This is a genomic window from Streptomyces capparidis (assembly GCF_054782095.1).
Genome location: NZ_BAAGTD010000025.1, coordinates 37,585 through 55,845 on the forward strand (window position 1 = coordinate 37,585; position 18,261 = coordinate 55,845).

The 18,261-nt window shown below is 71.9% G+C and carries 14 protein-coding genes and 3 pseudogenes; 10 read left to right on the forward strand and 7 right to left on the reverse strand.

From position 1 onward, the window contains the following. Window positions 1-182: 182 nt before the first annotated feature. The 3 genes and pseudogenes from ACYVO2_RS20635 to ACYVO2_RS20645 all read left to right on the forward strand — a co-directional run. Window positions 183-998, forward strand: a complete 816-nt coding sequence (locus ACYVO2_RS20635; protein ID WP_461009385.1) for an ABC transporter ATP-binding protein — start codon at window positions 183-185, stop codon at window positions 996-998. Further along, window positions 995-3,490: an FtsX-like permease family protein gene (locus ACYVO2_RS20640; RefSeq protein WP_461009386.1), complete on the forward strand. Its 2,496-nt coding sequence runs from the start codon at window positions 995-997 to the stop codon at window positions 3,488-3,490. The genes ACYVO2_RS20635 and ACYVO2_RS20640 overlap by 4 nt, the downstream gene beginning before the upstream one ends. Window positions 3,491-4,246: 756 nt before the next feature. Continuing rightward, window positions 4,247-4,533, forward strand: a pseudogene (locus ACYVO2_RS20645) (transposase family protein); the annotation flags it as partial. A 99-nt stretch (window positions 4,534-4,632) separates the two neighbouring features. Here ACYVO2_RS20645 and ACYVO2_RS20650 read toward each other — a convergent pair. Further along, window positions 4,633-5,598: a helix-turn-helix transcriptional regulator gene (locus ACYVO2_RS20650; protein ID WP_461009387.1), complete on the reverse strand. Its 966-nt coding sequence runs from the start codon at window positions 5,596-5,598 to the stop codon at window positions 4,633-4,635. Between the two features lie 75 nt (window positions 5,599-5,673). On the opposite strand from ACYVO2_RS20650, the gene ACYVO2_RS20655 reads away from it, so the two are divergent. After that, window positions 5,674-8,115, forward strand: a complete 2,442-nt coding sequence (locus tag ACYVO2_RS20655) for an excinuclease ABC subunit UvrA (RefSeq protein ID WP_461009388.1) — start codon at window positions 5,674-5,676, stop codon at window positions 8,113-8,115. After that, window positions 8,112-8,327, forward strand: a pseudogene (locus ACYVO2_RS20660) (IS481 family transposase); the annotation flags it as partial. The gene ACYVO2_RS20655 and the pseudogene ACYVO2_RS20660, both read left to right, overlap by 4 nt. Here ACYVO2_RS20660 and ACYVO2_RS20665 read toward each other — a convergent pair. Beyond that, window positions 8,309-8,449, reverse strand: coding sequence for a hypothetical protein (locus ACYVO2_RS20665; protein WP_461009465.1), 141 nt, complete (start codon window positions 8,447-8,449; stop codon window positions 8,309-8,311). The pseudogene ACYVO2_RS20660 and the gene ACYVO2_RS20665 overlap by 19 nt on opposite strands. A 40-nt stretch (window positions 8,450-8,489) precedes the next feature. Here ACYVO2_RS20665 and ACYVO2_RS20670 point away from each other — a divergent pair. Continuing rightward, a pseudogene (locus tag ACYVO2_RS20670) lies at window positions 8,490-8,829 on the forward strand (IS630 family transposase); the annotation flags it as partial. Between the two features lie 143 nt (window positions 8,830-8,972). On the opposite strand, the gene ACYVO2_RS20675 reads toward ACYVO2_RS20670, so the two are convergent. Further along, entirely contained in the window at window positions 8,973-9,614 is a 642-nt protein-coding gene (locus ACYVO2_RS20675) for a gamma carbonic anhydrase family protein (protein WP_461009389.1), read from the reverse strand. 344 nt (window positions 9,615-9,958) lie between these two features. On the opposite strand from ACYVO2_RS20675, the gene ACYVO2_RS20680 reads away from it, so the two are divergent. Further along, window positions 9,959-10,342, forward strand: a complete 384-nt coding sequence (locus ACYVO2_RS20680; RefSeq protein ID WP_461009390.1) for a hypothetical protein — start codon at window positions 9,959-9,961, stop codon at window positions 10,340-10,342. Between the two features lie 296 nt (window positions 10,343-10,638). Here ACYVO2_RS20680 and ACYVO2_RS20685 read toward each other — a convergent pair whose 3' ends face one another. Together ACYVO2_RS20685 and ACYVO2_RS20690 are read right to left on the reverse strand one after the other, a co-directional pair. Next, window positions 10,639-10,998, reverse strand: coding sequence for a hypothetical protein (locus ACYVO2_RS20685; RefSeq protein WP_461009391.1), 360 nt, complete (start codon window positions 10,996-10,998; stop codon window positions 10,639-10,641). Between the two features lie 542 nt (window positions 10,999-11,540). Next, window positions 11,541-11,735 carry a hypothetical protein gene (locus ACYVO2_RS20690; protein WP_461009392.1) on the reverse strand — a complete coding sequence of 65 codons (195 nt, stop codon included), beginning with the start codon at window positions 11,733-11,735 and terminating at the stop codon, window positions 11,541-11,543. Between the two features lie 686 nt (window positions 11,736-12,421). Here ACYVO2_RS20690 and ACYVO2_RS20695 point away from each other — a divergent pair. Further along, window positions 12,422-13,159, forward strand: a complete 738-nt coding sequence (locus ACYVO2_RS20695) for a hypothetical protein (protein WP_461009393.1) — start codon at window positions 12,422-12,424, stop codon at window positions 13,157-13,159. Between the two features lie 738 nt (window positions 13,160-13,897). After that, complete coding sequence (locus ACYVO2_RS20700; protein ID WP_461009394.1) at window positions 13,898-14,062, forward strand: HNH endonuclease signature motif containing protein; 165 nt, start codon at window positions 13,898-13,900, stop codon at window positions 14,060-14,062. Window positions 14,063-14,537: 475 nt separating this feature from the next. On the opposite strand, the gene ACYVO2_RS20705 is transcribed toward ACYVO2_RS20700, so the two are convergent. After that, window positions 14,538-14,894, reverse strand: a complete 357-nt coding sequence (locus tag ACYVO2_RS20705; RefSeq protein WP_461009395.1) for a hypothetical protein — start codon at window positions 14,892-14,894, stop codon at window positions 14,538-14,540. 239 nt (window positions 14,895-15,133) lie between these two features. Further along, window positions 15,134-15,895, reverse strand: a complete 762-nt coding sequence (locus ACYVO2_RS20710; protein WP_461009396.1) for a sulfite exporter TauE/SafE family protein — start codon at window positions 15,893-15,895, stop codon at window positions 15,134-15,136. An 83-nt stretch (window positions 15,896-15,978) separates the two neighbouring features. On the opposite strand from ACYVO2_RS20710, the gene ACYVO2_RS20715 reads away from it, so the two are divergent. Then, window positions 15,979-16,929, forward strand: a complete 951-nt coding sequence (locus tag ACYVO2_RS20715) for a LysR family transcriptional regulator (protein ID WP_461009397.1) — start codon at window positions 15,979-15,981, stop codon at window positions 16,927-16,929. The last annotated feature ends 1,332 nt before the right edge of the window (window positions 16,930-18,261 follow it).

Sequence of the window (18,261 nt, forward strand, 5' to 3'; positions counted from 1 at the left end):
CGCGGCCATGGCGGCTTCGCGAAACCGCGATCAGGCCGTCTGCCCGAGCTGGGTCAACGTGGCGCGCAGGGTCCGGCCTCGGGTTACCCCCACCCCGGATCCGCCGGCAGCCACCATGGGCCGCGATGGCCGTGATCCGTAGCTTCGAGTGACCGGCTCGAAGAGGACGTGAGAGGACGGGCATGAGGCTGCGTGGCGGCAAACGGCAGAAGGCGGGCGACCGGGCGGAGGGCCCGGGCACACCCGGTCTCGCGGTCGAACTGCGCGGCGTCCGGCGGCAGTACGGCCGCGGCGCCCGCGCCGTGCACGCCCTCGCGGGCATCGACCTCGCCCTGCCGCGCGGCACGTTCACCGCCGTCATGGGCCCGTCCGGCTCCGGGAAGTCCACGTTCCTCCAGTGCGCCGCCGGCCTGGACCGGCCCTCGGCCGGCTCCGTGCGCCTCGGCGGCACGGAGATCACCGGCATGCGGGAGAACCAGCTCACCGAGCTGCGCCGCAGCCGCCTCGGCTTCGTCTTCCAGTCCTTCAACCTGCTGCCTTCCCTCACCGTGGAGCAGAACGTGCTGCTCCCGCTGCGCCTCGCCGGGCAGCACCGGGACCGCCGCCGGGCCGACGCGGTGCTCGCGCAGGTCGGTCTCGCCGGCAAGGCGAAGCGTCGGCCCGGTGAGCTCTCCGGCGGCCAGCAGCAGCGCGTGGCCATCGCACGCGCCCTGGTCACCCGCCCGGACGTGGTCTTCGCCGACGAGCCCACCGGCGCCCTCGACACCGGCACCGCCGCCGAGGTCCTGGGCCTGCTCCGGCACGCGGTGGACACCCTCGGCGCCACCGTCGTCATGGTCACCCACGACCCGGCCGCCGCCGCCTGGGCCGACCGCGTGCTGTTCCTCGCGGACGGCGTCTTCGCCGGCGGCCTCGACCGCGGCTCGGCGGAGCAGATCGCGGCGCGCATGGCCGCCCTCACCTCCCGTACGGGAGCGATGGCAGGGGCCGCGGCGTGAGGAGCTTGGCCCCCAACGGCCTCGCCCGCGCGGCCGTGCGGTTCAAACCCGCGTCGTTCGCCGGCACCTTCGTCGCGCTGATGATGGCGGCGCTGATCGTCTCGGCCTGCGGCATCCTCCTGGAGACGGGCGCCCGCGCGTCGGTGCCGGCCAAGCGGTACGCGAAGGCGCCGGTCGTCGCGGCGGCGGACCAGTACGCCCGCCTCGTCACGGGCAGCGGCGACAGCCGCTCCGAGTCGGCGGACCCGCTGCCGGACACGGCACGCGTGGACGCCGCGCTGGCCGGCAAGGCGGCCCGCGCGCCCGGCGCGCAGGCGGCGGTGCCGGACTTCACGTTCCCGCTGCGCCTGGGCGACAGCGCGCTGACGGGCCACGGCTGGGGATCGCACGCCTTCACCGGCACCGCGCTCACCTCCGGGGCCGCGCCCCGTGCCGGCGAGGTCGTGCTCGACGCCGCCGCCGCGCGGGCCGCGCACGCCGGCGTCGGCGACACCGTGGCGCTAGAAACCGCCGCCGGGCGCGCCGGCTTCCTCGTCTCCGGGCTGGCGAGGGCCGGATCCGGCGACGTGGCCGAGGGCGCCACAGCCTGGTTCGCCGACGCCCAGTCCCCCGCGCTCGCCGGGCATCCCGGCAAGGCCGACGCCATCGCCGTGCTGGCGAGGGCCGGGGCGGACACCGACGCCCTCGCCGCCGGCGTGGAGAAGGCGCTCGCCGGCTCCGGCGCCAAGGTGCACACCGGCGACGGCCGCGGCGCCGTCGAGGACCGCGGGCTCGGGTACGCCAGGGAAACGCTCACCGGACTCGGCGGCTCCTTCGGCGGGATCGCCGCCGCGGTCGCTGTCTTCACGGCGGCCGGCACGGTCGCGCTGTCCGTCGCCCAGCGCGCCCGGGAGTTCGCGCTGCTGCGCGCCGTCGGCGCCACTCCACGGCAGATCCGCCGCGCGGTCGCCGCCGAGGCGCTGCTCGTCGCGCCGCTCGCCGGGCTGGTCGGCTGCCTGCCCGGGATCGGGCTCGCCCACTGGTGGTTCGGGCAGTTGAAGGACCGCGGGGCCATCCCGGAGCCCGTGGACCTGCACGTCTCCTGGATGCCGCCGGCCGTCGCCGTCGGCATGGGGCTGCTGACCGCGCTCGCCGCCGGCTGGGCGGCCGGGCGCCGCCCCGCGAGGATCAAGCCGGGGCAGGCGCTCACCGAGGCGTCGGTGGAACGGCTGCGGCCGGGCGTGATCCGTACCGTGCTGGGCCTGGGCGCCCTCGTCGGCGGAGGGTTCCTCACCGTCCTCGCCGCACGTTCGGCCGGGGACGACGCGGCCAACGCCGCCCTCGGTGTCGTCATGCTGTTCATGCTCGCCGTCGCGCTGCTCGGCCCGCTGGTGGCGCGGCTGTGCGCGGCGCTGTTCGGGCTCCCGCTGCGCGGCTGCGGCGCCGCCGCCGCGCTCGCCGCCGCCAACTCCCGTACGAACGCCCGCCGGCTGGCCTCCGCGATCACCCCGATCGTGCTGGCCATGGCCTTCGCCTCGACGCTCACCTTCATGCACACGAGCGAGAGCCACGTCGCCGCGAAGCAACTGCGCGCCGGCGTCACCGCGGACCACGTCATCACGCACCCCGCCGGGCTGCCCGCCGAGGCCGTCGACCGGGCCGCCCGCGTCCCCGGTGTCGACGCGGCCGTGGGCCTGCTCGACACGCAGGTGCTCGTGCCCGTCGGGTCGGGCGGCGACCGCTGGCTCCGGGGCTCGGCGGCCCAGGGCATCTCCGGCTCCGGCGCGCAGCTCGCGAAGGTGCAGGACCTCGACGTGCGCAGCGGCAGCCTGGACCGTGTCGGCAAGGGCCGTGTCGCCATCGACAGGACGCTCGCCACGTCGGCGAAGGTGAAGGTCGGCGACAAACTGCCGATGTACCTCCCGGACGGCACCAGGACCAGCCCCGAGGTCGTCGCCGTGTACGGCCGCGGGCTCGGCCTCGCGGCCGTGACCATGGACCGTGCGTCCCTGGCCGCCCACGTCACCTCGGGCTTCGACAGCGCGCTGCTGGTACGTGGCGGAGACGCGAAGGCCCTCGCCCCGCTGGGCAGGGTCGCCGACGCGTCCGGTTACGCGGTGGAGCAGACCACCGACCGCGAGCTCAACGCCTGGGCCAACCACACGATGGCCGGGGTCCTGGGCGGCTTCGCCGCCGTCGCCGCCGTCAACACCCTCGTGATGACGGTCCTCGACCGCCGCCGCGAGCTCGGCATGCTCCGCCTCGCCGGCGCCACCAGGCGCCAGGTGATGGACATGCTGCGCTGGGAGGGCCTGCTGGTGGCGGTCGCCGGCATCGTCCTGGGCACGGCCATCGCCGCGGCCACCCTGATCCCGATGATGCGCGGCCTGACCGGTGAGGCCCCGTACGTACCCCCGCTCGTGTACGGGTCCTTCGCCGCGACCGCGGTGGGCCTCGCCCTGCTCGCCGTCACCCTCCCGGCGCGGGCGGCGCTCCGGGACCGGGAGGGCTGACGGGGCCTGCGGCCCCGGGGTCGGAGCAGGGACTTCATCCAGCGTGATGCCGCTTGCAAGGCTCTTTGAAGGCCCGCTCCGTCTCGGGCTCCATCGCTCAGCGGGAGGCCCTGCGGCAGGGCGGCGGCACAGCACCGTGGTCACCGAGGTGGCGAGGTCGCGGGCGTGATCCGGGGTCGGCGGGTTGGGCAGGCGGGGGCCGCCGGGCCGGTGGAAGGTGGCGTGCCCGAGGAAGGAGCCCGCATCCGGCATGGCCGTGAGTACGGCCTCGGTCGCGGTGCCGGTGACCACCACCAAGGTGGCGGGGGCGTGGCGGGTGAAGTCGTCTAGGGCTGCCACCGGGCAGGTACGCGGGTGCGGGCGGCGCCCAGCCGGTGCGCGCCGGCGAGCTACAGCAGCGGGACACCGGGCAGCAGGTGATCGGTCACCCACGCACTGGCGCCTGTGCCGCGCGGCACGGGGCGACCAAGGCCCGCCGGCAGCGGGCGGCCCGGGCCGGCCATGGGGGGATGTCCCACCACAACGGGGCGCGGCCACCGGCCCCCAGGCAGCCGGTCTTCCCGGCGGCGCAGACGGCAGCGGGAGCAGAACCCCAAGCCGGCCGTCGAAGTCGGCGTCGGCCGGCCCCCAGCCTTGGCGTCGGCGAGTTCCTCGGCGAACTCCCGCACCGCCTGCGCGCATCCCTCGAGGCCCGCCTCCGGCGCGGGCAGGGTGCCGTCCGCGCGTCCGGGCCCCGCCGTGCCGGGGCGTGGTCACGCGGGTGGGGAGGACGCCGTGGGCACCACGCCCACGGTGATTGCCGACGGCGACCACCGGGGCACCGGACTGGTCGTCCCACACCGCCGTCGGCGCAACGGTGAGGACCTGCCCGCCTGGAAGCAGGCGCACAACAAGTCCCACAAACCGGTCCGCGCCCGCGTCGAGCACGCCTTGCCCGCATGAAGACCTGGAAGATCCTGCGCGATCGCCGGCTCAAGGGCGACGGCGTACACCACGCCATGAGCGGCATCGCCCGTCTGCACGACCTCGCCCTCGCCGGATAGGCGATCGGGCCGAACGACGGTCGACCTCGCCTCACCGAAGATCAGTTACGGGACAAGCCTCAGTTGTTGCGGGGCAGGACGTTGTTGACGCTGGTTGTGTCATCTCGGCACGGCTTCGGCAGCCCGAAGCAGGCGTTGTCCGGTGTGCGCAAGGTAGTCCCGGAACTCGGCGGTCTCATCAACCCTGAAGTCGATGTCGGTGACGGTCAGAACGACGGCGAGCCACTCGAAGGAGTCGACGTACGCGACATACCGGCATCTGTGTTCGTCGAGGGCTTCGAGGGACCCGTCGATACGGTGAAGGCGAGCCGCGGCATCGCGCACGTTGGTGTGCAAGGTGAGGACGACCCGGATTGTCTTCGGGCCGTGGAATCGTGCTTGGAGATGCCCCGCGAGGTCGTCGGTGGGAAGGGGGCGTGGCCAAAACGTTGCACCGGTCGTTTGTGGGTCGGCGATTCGGTCGAGCCGGAAGTTGCGCCAGTCCTGGCGGTCGCGGTCCCAGGCGTAGAGGTACCAGCGTTGGCGGATCTGAACGAGCCGTATCGGCTCGACTGTCCGGAACGACTGTCCTCCCTTCCCGTTGTAGGCGAAGGCAAGACACCGATGGGCCGCAATCGCGGATGCGACGACGCTCAGGACGGTGGGGCTGGTCTGGGGATGTTCGCTGCGACCGAACTCCACCGCGGCGAGCGTTTCGTCGGTTCTGCGGCGCAGGGAAGCGGGGAGAATGCGGCGGAGCTTTGCCTCGGCACGTTCCGCCGATTCGGCCGTGAGGTCGATGCCGGTTGCTCCGGCGGCTGCGAGGCGCAGCCCGAGGACGGTGGCAATTGCTTCGTCGTCTTCGAGCATGAGGGGTGGCAGCGCAGCGCCGGCAACGAGGCGATAGTGGCCTCCTGGTCCGCGAGTGCCTTCCACGGGATACCCCATCTTGCGCAGGTGGTCGATGTCGCGTCGAAGGGTGCGGGAAGGCGCTCCCACTGCCGTGGCCAGTTCGTCCGCCGGCCAGTGTCGACCGGATTGCAGCAGGGACAGCAGCCGGAGCATCCGTTCTCTTGGTGCCGTCACGGTGACTCCTTGATCTCGTCCGCCCTGGGATAATTGTGGCAAAAAACTGGCCACATCAGATCGTAGCCTGACGTCATGCCACATGATCAGGATCTGATGACTGAGCGTGGCCGGTGGATCACGGTGGAAGGCGCTCGGACTCACAACCTCCGGGACGTGTCGGTCCGCGTTCCCAAGCACCGGCTGACGGTGTTCACAGGCGTCTCGGGGTCAGGGAAATCGTCGCTGGTGTTCGACACGATCGCGGCCGAGGCCGAGCGCCTGATCACCGGGACCTATCCCACGTTCGTGCGGAACCGGCTTCCGCAGCATCCACCCGCAGACGTCGACCGGATCGACGGGCTGGTCTTCACCACGATCGTGGATCAGCGGCGCTTCACCGGGAACGCTCGATCCACGGTAGGCACGGCGAGCGACATCGCGCCGCTGCTGCGCCTGCTGTTCTCCCGCATCGCAAGCCCGCCCGCCGGGTACTCGCCGGCGTACTCGTTCAACGACCCCAGCGGGATGTGCCCACGCTGCGAGGGGCTGGGCGTCGTCGACGACATCGATCTCGACGCCCTGCTCGATCGGTCACGAAGCCTGCGCGAGGGCGCGGTCCGGTTTCCCACCTTCGCCCCGGGAACCTACCGATGGAAGCGCCTCATCCACGCCGGACTCGTCGACCCCGATATCCCCTTCGAGCAGCTCCCTGCCGCGAAGGCCGACGCACTGCTCCACGCCGAAGGACTCCGACTCGGCAACCCCGACCCCGAATACCCCCAACACGGTGTCTTCGACGGCATCATCCCGCGGCTGCGGAAGTCGTACCTGCGCAAGACGCCGTCGCGCCTCACCGAAGAGGAACAGCAGGGTCTTGCCCAAGTCGTGACTCGAGGCACCTGCCCGGACTGTGCCCGCACCCGCCTCAACGCATCGGCGAGGAACAGCCTGATCGACGGCCGATCCATCGCGGACTGGTCGGCCCTGCCCATCAGCGATCTGCGCGACATCGTGGCGGTCGTGGAGGACCCGTCCGTGACGCCGCTCCTCCAGGCGATTCAAGAACGCCTCGACGCACTGGACGCCGTCGGGCTCGGCTACCTCAGCTTGTCCCGGGAATCGGGAACCCTGTCCGGCGGCGAAGCCCAACGGATCAAGATCGTCCGTCACCTCGGCAGCGCCCTCAGCGACGTCTGCTATGTCTTCGATGAGCCCAGCACCGGACTGCACCCGCACGACGTGCATCGCCTCCTCGAACTGCTGACAAAGCTCCGCGACGCGCACAACACGATCCTCGTGGTCGAACACCATCCCGCGGTCATCGCGGCCGCCGACCACGTCATCGACCTCGGACCCGGCGGTGGCTCAGGCGGCGGCATCGTCCAATTCGAAGGCAGCCCCAACGAACTCACGGCAACCGACACCGAAACAGGCCGCGTCCTTCGCGCCCCGATGCATTTCAAGGAGCGGCCTCGTCCGGCTCGGGGGACCGTCACGATCGCCGATGCCAGCGCTCACAATCTGCGTGACGTCACCGTCGATGTGCCGCTCGGCGTCCTCACCGTCGTCTCCGGCGTCGCCGGTTCCGGCAAGAGCACACTGATCGCCGACGAGCTGCCTCGCCAGCATCCCGACTTCGTCGTCGTCGGCCAGGCACCGCTCCGCGGCGGCATCCGCTCCACCCCTGCCACCGTGCTCGGCGTCGCCGAACCCATCCGAGACATCTTCAGCAAGGCCACTGGGCTGCATCCCTCGTGGTTCAGCGCCAACGGCCGCGGAGCATGCCCCGTCTGTAGGGGAAGAGGTGTCATCGTCACCGACCTGGCATTTCTCGATGACGTCCAGACCGACTGTGACGCTTGCGGAGGAACCCGGTTCAACCCGACGGCACTCGCCGCCACTCTCCACGACCGCAACATCGCCGACCTGCTGGCGATGAACCCGGCGCGGGCGGCTGACCTGCTCGCCGAACACTTCCACATCGCACGCCGACTGCGGTGGCTGGACCGGGTCGGACTCGGCTACCTGTCGATCGGGCAAAGCCTCGACACCCTCTCCGGCGGCGAACGGCAACGACTCCTCCTCGCCCACCACCTCGCCGACACCGACACCTCCGACAACCTGCGCATCGTCCTCGACGAACCCACTGCCGGGCTGCATGGAAGCGACGTCGACCGGCTACTCGCACTCTGCGACGATCTCGTCGACTCCGGAGCAACGCTCATCCTCATCGAGCACAACCAGCGCGTGATCGCCCACGCCGACCACGTCATCGACATCGGGCCCGGCGCCGGGTTCAACGGCGGAACCATCGTGTTCCAGGGCACACCTGCCGACCTCGCCACAGACCCCATGTCAATCACCGGCCAACACCTGCGGGGGGGCCACCTCTACGCCGTAGCAGCCACAGCCGATCGCCGAAACGCAATCACACCGAACCCCATCCGCCAGGGAGCCGAGCACGCTCTCGGACCTCTCGGCAGCGATCCGACACGGAGCCTCGAAGAGACTCGGCATCGAAAGGGACGCAGGTGAGTCACCGAAACGCACCGTTGAGCACCGAAGGACGGCGCCGGCTGGTGGAACGGTGTCGGACGCGGTCGATCGCTCACGTCGCCGCCGAGAGGGGAATCTCCCGTGCGTGTGCGTCGAAGTGGGTCAACTTGTGGCGCCGGCACGGCGATGCTTGGCCTCCCCAGCGCCTTCGTGACCGGCCCTCGGCGCCACGTCACAGTCCGAACGCGACGCTGAACTGTGGCACATGAGCAATCGCCGAACCGCCACCGGGCACCTCACGCGGCTCGAGCTCGGGCAGCGCCGCTTCCTCGACCGCGAACGGCGACAACAACCGCAGGCCTGGCGAGATCATTGCGCGATGGCCCGGTCATGGAACGCGGACGGTAATCGGCTCGCTCTGTCCGAAGTACGAGGGGTGGCCGGCCCAAGACCTTCACCCTGCCCGAGCGGCGCGAGATCAAGAAGATCGCGAAGTCCAGGCCGACCGAACACGACCTGCCCTTTTCGATTTGGAGTCTGACCAAGCTGGCGGACTTCCTGGTCGCCGAGGGGGTGGTCGACGACATCAGCCACGAGGGCCTGCGCATCGTGCTCCGCGAGGAAGGCGTCTCCTTTCAACGCCTGAAGTCCTGGAAGACCTCCCGCGACCCCGACTACGCGGCCAAGAAGGCCCGCGTCGAACGCCTCTACGCGATCGCCGACGGCGAGGTCATACCCGAGGAGGGCGAGCCCGCTCGTCGTCCTCGATCTCACGGACCCGCACTCGCTCTGCCACCAGCACAGCTTGCCGGACGCGTGCCGTCCGGAGTGGTCCGGACGGCACGTCACCTCAGCACAGCACAGCACAGCACAGCACAAGGGTCGCTGATGCGGTGCTAGCCGAGCTTCAGAACCTCGTCGTCGGCGTGCGTGCCGAACTCGGCGACGCGCACCTCCGCGATGTGCTCGTACCGGTTGATCCGGTCGGTCCATTCGGTATCGACACCGAACGCCACCTTGGCGAAGCCCACCCGGCCGACGGCCTCGGCCAGGCCCGGGTCACCAGGGGCCAGCAGCCGCACCGGTGCGTCAAGCGCCACGGTGTGCGGCGGCACGAAGTACTCGTCCGGCAGAACGGTGCGCGCATGGACGAGCGCGCCGACAGCGACAACCGAGCCGGCCCCCAACCGTGCGCACTGCAAAACCGTCGCCGTGGTCGCCACATAGACGCACCTGCCGACCTCGCAGCCCAGCAGCGTGGCATGCGGCCCCACGAAGACGTGGTCGCCGACAAGCACCGGCTGATCGCCGGCGACCGCAGACCCGCGCAGCACCGCGTTCTCGCAGATCACCGCCGCCTCCCCGACCTCGACCCGAGACCCCTCGGCATCGAGCACCGCACCGTACATCACCCGTGCCCTCGGCCCCACGCGGACATCACCGACCAGCGTGGCCGTCGGGGCGACGTAGGCGGTGGGATGGACCTGCGGTTCATGCCCGCGATGCCGGATACGGATTCCCTGCGTTTCAGCGATCATGGGCGGATCCTCGCCCGACCGGCCGCGAGCATGCTGGCGGTTTTCAGACATCGCGTTCGTCGAGACCTGCGCCATCACCGCTCTGAGGCACTACAGGGCGAACATTGGCTGATGCGGCACTGGGCACTGAGGCTGACGTGGACAGGGCGCCGGGCGGCGGGCGCCGGGCGTGCCGGGCCCGCAGGCGCCCTCAGCCGAGACCGGGAGTGGGAGCGAGCGCCCCTGCGGCGGTGACGCACCACCAGTCACCACAGCCCCAACAAGACGACCTTTGCCAAGCGCGTGACACGACGGAGCGAATACGACGAGGCGCAGACCGCGGGCGGTTGCGGGTGCCGGTGGCGGTGTTCCGTCGGGCTCGGTACGCCGGTGCCGTCCCGGCCCCGGACGCGACGGCGCGGCAGTGGTCCCGGGCGGCGGTGGAGGCGATGGACCCCGCCGCGATCCGGGCCGCGATGTCCCACGCGCCGATCCCCGGGGCGGTGGCCGCGGACCGCATCGCCGCCGCGGCCAGCACCCCCAACCAGCCCGGCCAAGCCGCGGCGGTCACCGTGTTCGTCGTGCCTCGGCTCATCGGACGCGGGCTGCTGACGGACCTGTCCGGCAACCCCGACGGGGTGCTGCCCGAACAGCACCCCGAGAACGACTTCACGTGGCTGCGCGCCCTGCGCAAGGGACAGCGCTCCCGCTCGCCGCCCTGGGCACCGCGGGCGCCGCCCGCGGCCTGAGCCCCGCAGCCCCGGCTCGGGGATGGGCGATGGCCCCGGTGTCCGGGCTGGGGCCAGGGCGTCCGGCAGCGCGTGACTGCCGAGCCGACCGTACCCGCCGGGTGCACGAGGAGGGACCCGGCTGGCACAGCTTCGAAAACAGATACGAGGGCCGCCGCCGCGCCTGCGGCCGTTGTGCAGCCGACGCGCCCGGCCGCTGCTCAACGCGGCAGCCAGCTTCCGCATCAGCACCTTCTTACCTGCGGACTACATCACTCATCCGCCGACCTTCACCACCCGCCCGCACGAGCGAAAGGTCAGGCGGTGGCCTCAGTGGCCTCCCTGACCAGGTCGGCAATGCCATCTCTCCGGAAGTTGAGGCCGCACTCGGGACACCAGACGGTCGGCGGGATGCGCACGGCCTTGCCGCAGAATCCGCACGACAGAATCACTCCCTGCTGTGGGAAGTCATCCTGTTCGATGGTCAATTCTCCGGCGCAGTGCGGGCAGCCCACGACCTGCGCCATACGTGGGATCCGCTCCGCGAAGCCGCAGCCAATGCACCCTAGTCCCTCAGGACTTCCCGGACCCTGCACGGCGAACCTCTCCCGCAGCCGCTGGTTGAGGTCAGGCAGCAGGGACAGGCAGTCCTTGCAGACCGTGTCCGGTTCGAACATGAACGACACCTGGCGGCATCCCAGACAGTACGTTGTCATGGACCCCTTCCGCATGACTTTCCTGGCCACGGCGCCCCCGATGAAATCGTGGTCCTCCCTCCCGCACGCCGGGCACACCGGCACTGGCCTCGCCTCTCGAGCAGTCCTGCCACATCCAGTGCACGCGGGCCCTTCATCACCTTGCCCCTCGTGCCCCGCAGTGGGTTGCGGCTGTGAGCGATCGTCGAATACCGACTTGCGGCGGCGGAGCCAGCGGAAAACCATGGCACAAGGATCACCTCACGCCCTTGACATGTCGAGCCTACGTCCGGACGCATCGGATGAGCCCAGGCTGAGCCCTCGGTCGTCTTTTCAGCCTTGGATTGAGAAATCACTGCACGACAAGGGCCCGCCGTCACGGCCGCGGGCTCTTGTCGTCCTCGAGAGCCGGCGTGCACTTCGCCCCGGGAGGACCCGTGGAGCGAAGTTGTCGGCGCTCCAAGACCCCGTGGGTCCCAGCCCTTCGGCGAGTGTGCCGGGCCCGGCGTGGGGTGAGTTGCCGCTCAGGGCGCGGTGCGGGCCGGCAGGTTCGTCAGGTGGTCGGCCGTGGTGAGCAGCAGTTCCGAGTGCCCGGGGTCGGTGGTCGCTTCCAGGTTGGCGGAGTGGCCGAGTAGGGGGATGGCGCGTTGGAGCGGGGCTCGCAGGTCGGCGATGTGCTGGTCGCTCTCCTCCGTGACGGGAGCGGGCGTGATGTCCATCGAGCCCGTGACCTGCCGGTCCTGGGTTCCCGCGACCTGCTGCGGGCCGGATCGGCGACGGTCCCGCCCGTCCAGGCGGGGCACGAGCGGACAGCCGCCGTGAGGAGTCCTCCCCTTGCCCGCGGCTTCCTCCACCGGGCTGGGATGTCCGTTTTGACCCTTGGCCACCCCTTGACCGGACGGTTCGTCCCCCAGCCGACGCGGCAGCGTCCCGCAGCGAGTTCAGCGGGCGGGGCGGGTGCTGGAGCAGAGGATCCCAGCCGCCAGTCCGACGGCTTGCGAGAGGGGGCCGGTCACCGACCGCGCCTGGTGCGCCGACCGGACACGACCCCCGCACCCCGCACGTGGCGGGGTTGGGACGCGTTCGCCGTCCGGCGGCGCCGGGCGGCCAGGCCCTGCTTGTACCGGCGCGGTCGCCGGGTGGGAGGTGGTGGGGTCGTCACACGGTCCTTGCGGGGGCGGTGGGCGGCCGCCCGGGACGGCTGGCTGCGGCGAGCTGGCCCCGTCTCATGCCCGAGGCCGTGACCTCGCAGGCCGGGCGCGTGCTGCCGCCCGGGACAGCGGCCCCTCCCAGGCCGGGACAGGTTGGGCCGCGGTGGCCTGCCCGCGCCACCGCGCACCAGTCGGCGTCCGGCTCGTTTGCCTGCGGCGGGACCGGTCCCGCGGGGGTGGAATAGCCTGCGCCCGTGATGCTCAATGACCCGTATCGTCGTGAGTACCGTTATGCGGGCGGCAGTTGGCTGTGGGTCGGTCTGGCCCTTCCCGCCCTGGGAGGCATCGCGCTGATCGCGCGGATGGCTGTGGACGACGAGGTGCCGATCATCGTTCCTGCCGCCGTCGGCGTGGCGCTCGCCGCCCTGTCCCTGTTCGTGCTGCGCCAGGTCAAGGTGACGGCGACGATCAGCGACGAGACCTGTCTGACGGTCCGCGGAGCGTTCCGCAGCCGCGGCACGGCCTGGCCGGACGTGCAGGGCATCGAGATCGAGGTGAACCCCGGGGCGGGGGCACAGGGGGCGCCGAGCCGGATCGTCGTGCTGTACGACGCACGGGGGCGGCGGCGCATCCTGCCGCACCTGAACGACCGCAACACTCCCGACCTGGCACGCGAGGTGGCGGCCCTGCGCGAGGTGTGGATGCTGCGCAGGGGGGACGACTGGGCGCCCGCTCCCGAGGCGGCGGACAAGATCGCGCGCATGCGCAGGCATCCGACGCCGCTGGTGCACATCGCGGTCAGGGCGATGCTGGGCGCGTTCCTGATCGGGACCGTGCTCTTCCTCGTCGCGCTGGCCGCGGGCATGTACGACGGCACCGACACCAACGCGTTCGCGGACGTCGTGTTCCACCCCTTTGCGCTGATCGGGGTGCTGCCTCTGATGGTCTATGTCGGCACCTTGGTGGTCGGGGCGATCCTGCGCCGTCGCTGAACTGGCCCCGACCCGGCGAGTCCCGAGGATGCCCGCAGAGGCGGCCTCCGACACCTTCCGCCGGAGGCGCCGCCACCTGGAATCCGTCGCAGGAGCCGCGGGAAGAGGGGGGAAGCCGAACCCGCGGCTGCACGGCGACCACCGGTATCCCCTGCCGCAGCAGGTGACCTGCAACAAGGTTCCCGGTCCGGGGTTACCGCTCCAACCGGCCCCCGGCAGGCGGCACGCCGCCGTCCCACCCCGGCCGGGACGGTCAGGCCGAGGACGCGGGCCGGGTCTGGCTGCCCGGCGCGGCCGCAGGCGTCGGCGGCACGGGTCCGGCAGCTCGCAGCCCCATCTGGCGACGGCCCGGCACCACGCCCGGACCGGCCGGTGCCTCGGGCTGCGGCGGTGGGGCAGTGGCACGTTCGGCGGCCAGCGGGCCACGGACCCGGGGCGGGAAAGCGGGCGGAAGACGAGGTCCAGGGCGAGCAGGGGGCGGTGCATCTCGCCGGGGGGCCGTCCCAGCCAACATCAGACGGCACCAGTTGGTCAGGGGAAAGTCGTCATCTTACGACCCTCAAATCCGCGACTACTGGAGTCGACGCCGCCGAACGCGCACACCGCCACCGATGGACAAGATCGGTCTTACTCTGGCAGCCCGCCAGAAGGGAATCCGTTCACTGTGCGGTCGGGTGCTCATCGGGCGCGGAATACGAGCCTGACAGTCCACGCGAGTGGATCGAATGGTTCGACGCGATGAAGAAGCGGTTGCACAAACACCACTTCATCCACCGGCGACATGGCGGCTCCGATGAGAGCGAGAACCTTCGGCTCGTCCGCTCGGGATGCCATCGCCCAGCGCCATTCAGGCGACAGCGACCGGAAGAGAGCAGAACCTGTGGAGCCTCCGGGCTCGCTTGAGCCGTGATGCCTGGAAACAGGCGCGTCCGGTTCTGAGGAGGCCGGGGCACGGCGACGCGACCCGGCTACCCGACCAGTGGCGCGGCATCACCACCCGCCACGACAAGATCGCCACCATCCACCTGGCTGGACTCCACATCGCCGCCGTCTTCATCTGGTCGGCGAGGTGCTCCAGAAGAAGCGGCCCGACCCGAACTAAACGGACCTCAATGAATCAAAGGCCCGCTAAGGGCCCGCAGCCGGGTGGCGGCGGGCCCTTAAGGCCGGGACGTTCAGCAGTCCCGGAGGCGGTGGGCTACCGGACGTCGACCCATGTACTGGTGACCGGCCTGCCGGTCGGGTGGGGCGGCGGCGATCAGCTCGGTCGGAGTGGTGGTCCGGTGCGGTCGGCCACCGCTCCGGACGACGGTCCACCCGGGTCCGTGGTGGGGGCGTGTCGGTCGGCGATGCGGACGGTCTCTGTGGTCCCGGTGGGTCAGGAGGAGGGCTCCGGGCGGCGTTGGGGTGCCTGCGGGGACAGGGCGTGGGAGACCGGTGTGGGGCCGAGGTTGTTGTCGCCGTCCTGGTGGTGCAGTACCCACTCGTCGAGGTCGAGGGCTGTTTCCAGTGGTTCCCTGGCGATGTGGGTCAGCAGGGGGATCGGGCCGCGGGGGGTGCGGGTGTTCCCGGGGGAGAGCAGGTCGTTGCGGAAGGCGGTCTCGGGGTTCTCGTAGCGGGTCCGAGCGGTGTGGGCGGGCAGGCCCAGGACGTCGCCGATGAGCTGCCAGTCGGCGCCGCCGAGGCGCTCGAACACGGCGGCGGCTTCGAGGTAGCGGTGTGCGGCGGCGAGCACTCGGGCGGCGTCGGCCAGCGCAGCGCCCGGTGTGCGGGGGGTGCCGTCGGTGTTCAGCTCGTGCTCGCCGATCGGGACGGCGGCGCGCGAGGTCGGCCAGTTCGCATGCTTCGTAGGCCATCACCAGCCTCGCTCGCGCCGCGTCCGGATACGGGGCTGCGTTCTCCAGGTCGCTTTCGGTCATGTCGGTCGGTCTCGGCTCCCGATGACGGGGGTGGTCGCTGCGGCTCCCCGGGGGGTCAGCCGCGCAGGAAGTACAGGAGGGTCATGGTGGCGGCGGTGGTCAGGACGATGCCCCGCAGCAGCCGGGCGGGGAGGCGGCGGGCGAGGTGGGCGCCGGCGAAGCCCCCGGCCACGGCGCCGACCAGCATGGTGGAGAGGAGCAGCGGAGCGCTCAGTGCGTCGGAGGCGAGCAGGAGCAGCGCGGTCGCGCTCAGACAGATGGCCGCGAGCTGGGTGATCCGCATCGGGTTGCTCTCCGCGGCGTCGAGGCCGAGGCCGGTGCTCCACAGGGCCAGCATCGTGATGCCTACGGCTCCGCCGAAGTATCCGCCGTACACGGCGAGGACGAACTGCCCGGTCAGGACGGCCCGTGGGCTCATCGCGACCGAGCGGCCCAGCGCGCTGCCCAGCGCCCGGGGCAGGCGGCGGCCGAGGGCGGGGACGACCGTCGCGAAGGCGAGCAGCCACGGCGCCGCGGCGTCGAACGACGACGCCGGCAGCACCAGCAGCAGGACGGCGCCGGCTCCGCCGCCGATCACACTGGTCACGGTCAGCGCCCGCGTGGACGTGGCCCCGACCGGGGAGAGCTCGCGCCGGTACACCCACGCGGCGGCCATGGCGCCGGGGGCGAGGGCGACCCGCGACACCGCGTTCGCCGTCACCGGCGGCAGGCCGAACGCGACGAGAGCGGGCAGCGCCACGAACGTGCCCCCACCGCCCATGGCGTTCAGGACTCCGGCGGCGACACCGGCCAGCAGGACGAGCGAGGACTCGGGCACACGCCGAGCATCGCCCGGCGCGGAGGGGGTCCGCAATGCGTCATCGGTGTACCCGGCCTAAGGCTGGGCCTTAGGCTGGTCCGGTGCGTTATGACCTGGACGACCTGCGGCTCTTTCTGCACATCGTCACGGAGGGGTCGATCACGGCGGGCGCCCGCCGCATGCACCTGAGCCTGCCCTCGGCCAGCGCCAGGGTGCGCTCCCTGGAGCACCACGCCGGCGTGGCACTGCTGATCCGCGGTCGGCGGGGCGTGCGGCCCACGCCTGCGGGGACGACCCTGGCCCGCCATGCGCGCGACGTGCTCGACCGGACCGCGCGGCTCGAGAGCGCCGTCGCGGGCTACACCCAGTCCACGACCGCTCCGCTGACCCTGCTGGGCGGCGGCTCCGCGATGCATCGGCTGGTGCCGCAGGCCCTGGTCTCGTTCCTCCGCGCCCACCCGGACGTCGACGTCACGGTGTCCGAGAGCCGCACCCCGCGGACCGTGCGGATGCTCGCCGACGGAGAGGCGGACCTGGGGGTCGTCCTCGACGACGAGGCCCGCGACTGTGGTCTGCGCACGGAGTTCCTCGGCGACGACTCCCTCGTCGTGATCGGCCAGGCCGGAGGCGTCCTCGCCGGACGGGCAGCGCTGACCTACCGGGAGGTCGCCGAGCAGCCTCTCGTCGGGCTCGACGCCGACTCGTCGCTGCGCCGCTGGATCGAGAAGCACCTGGGGCCCCATGCTCCGGTGGCGCGCCACCGGACCACGGTCGCCGACCTGAACGTCGTCGTCGCCCTCGCCGCCGCCGGCGTCGGGCTGGCCGTCGTACCGCGGCACGCCGTCGACCCCCGCCGGCCCCTGGACATATGCGCACTCCAGGATCCCTGGGCCCGCCGCCACCATCTCCTGGCCTGGGGCGTCAAGGACCGCGCCGCATCGCCTGCGGTCGCGGCGCTCGCCGAGCACCTGCGCAACGCGGCCCAGTCCGAGCCTTCCTCCCGCCACGCGCCCGCGGCCCCTCTCGTTCAGCGCCCCTTCCACAACGGCTGACCGGGCCCCGGGCACGGGCCGCGACACCGGGCGCCCGTGCTTGTGCACCGGGGCAAGCGGGTCGCCGACGGCCGGTTCCGGCCGTCGGCGACCTGGACCAGCCCGAGGCCGATGTCGACCAAGCGCTCGTGATGCCTGTGCACCTGCTTCTCGACGCGCTCGCCCCCGCGTCCTGACGGTCCGCCCGGCGCCGGGCGGCGGGGGCGGGCCCGCAGGCGCCCTCGGCCGAGAGCGGGAGCGGGCACCCCTGAGGCGGTGACGCACCGCCAGTCACAGCAGCCACGAAATCCCGACCTTTGACGCCCGCGCGTGTTCCAGTGCGCGGGCGCGGTTCCCGTCGCAGACCACCAACTCAGCCGTGTCACCGACTACTGAAAGCTTTCGCGACTCTCGGGACGCTTTGTCTACTTTCGTGAAAATGGGCCGGCGAGAGAGGGGAACGAGACGACACGGCGCAGCGAATACAGCGAGGCGCAGGCCGCGGTGCGATTGCGTGCGTCAGTGGCAGTGTTCCGTTGGGCTCGGCACACCGGTGCCGTCCCGGCCTTTGACGCGACGGCGTGGCAGTGGTCCCGGGCGGCGGTGGAGGCGATGGACCCCGCCGCGCGTGGTTTGGAATCACATGGTCCGGCTCGGCTGGATCACCCCGGTTGAGCATCGGGAGGTGCGCTTCGGCCCAGTCGACGCGGCGCGGTGCAGGTGTCCTTGTTCCGCACCGCCGACGTCGACGCCCTGCCTGGACAGCACCCCGAGATCGACTACACGCGGCTGCGCGCCCTGCGCAAAGGGCAGCGCTCCCCGCTCGCCGCTCTGGGCGCCGCGGCGTCGCCCGCCGCCCCGGCCGCGGGCCCTTGTCCCCGAGGTCAGCGGCCGCTTTCGTGGGCGCTCCGCCGGACTCGGTGATGAGACTTCGCACGAGACCGCGCACAGGACTTCGCAGAAGACCTCGAAGAAGACCTTGGAGAAGACCTCGGTCAGGGCCCGGAGAGGGTGCGGTGGCGAGGATGGACAAGGGAGGAAAGACCGAGGAAAGGGTCACCTGGTAAGGGGGCCGGTCACCGACCTCTCACCTGGTGCGCCGACCGGACCGGCGCAGTTGGCGGGCGGCCGGCGGCCGCTTGATGGCGGAGCGGCGCGGCTACCGGGTGGTGCGCGGTGGTGTAGGTACACGGTCCTTCCCGCAGGCGGGGCGGGCGGGGCGGGGTCGGTGGGCCGGCTGCCCGCCGCGGTCCGCCCCGGCGGGCGCGGGCACGCCCGGGACGGTGGGCGCGGCGGGCGGGGCGTGCTCGGTCGCGCCACCGTCACGTGTGACGGGGCGGGATCGTTGGCGTG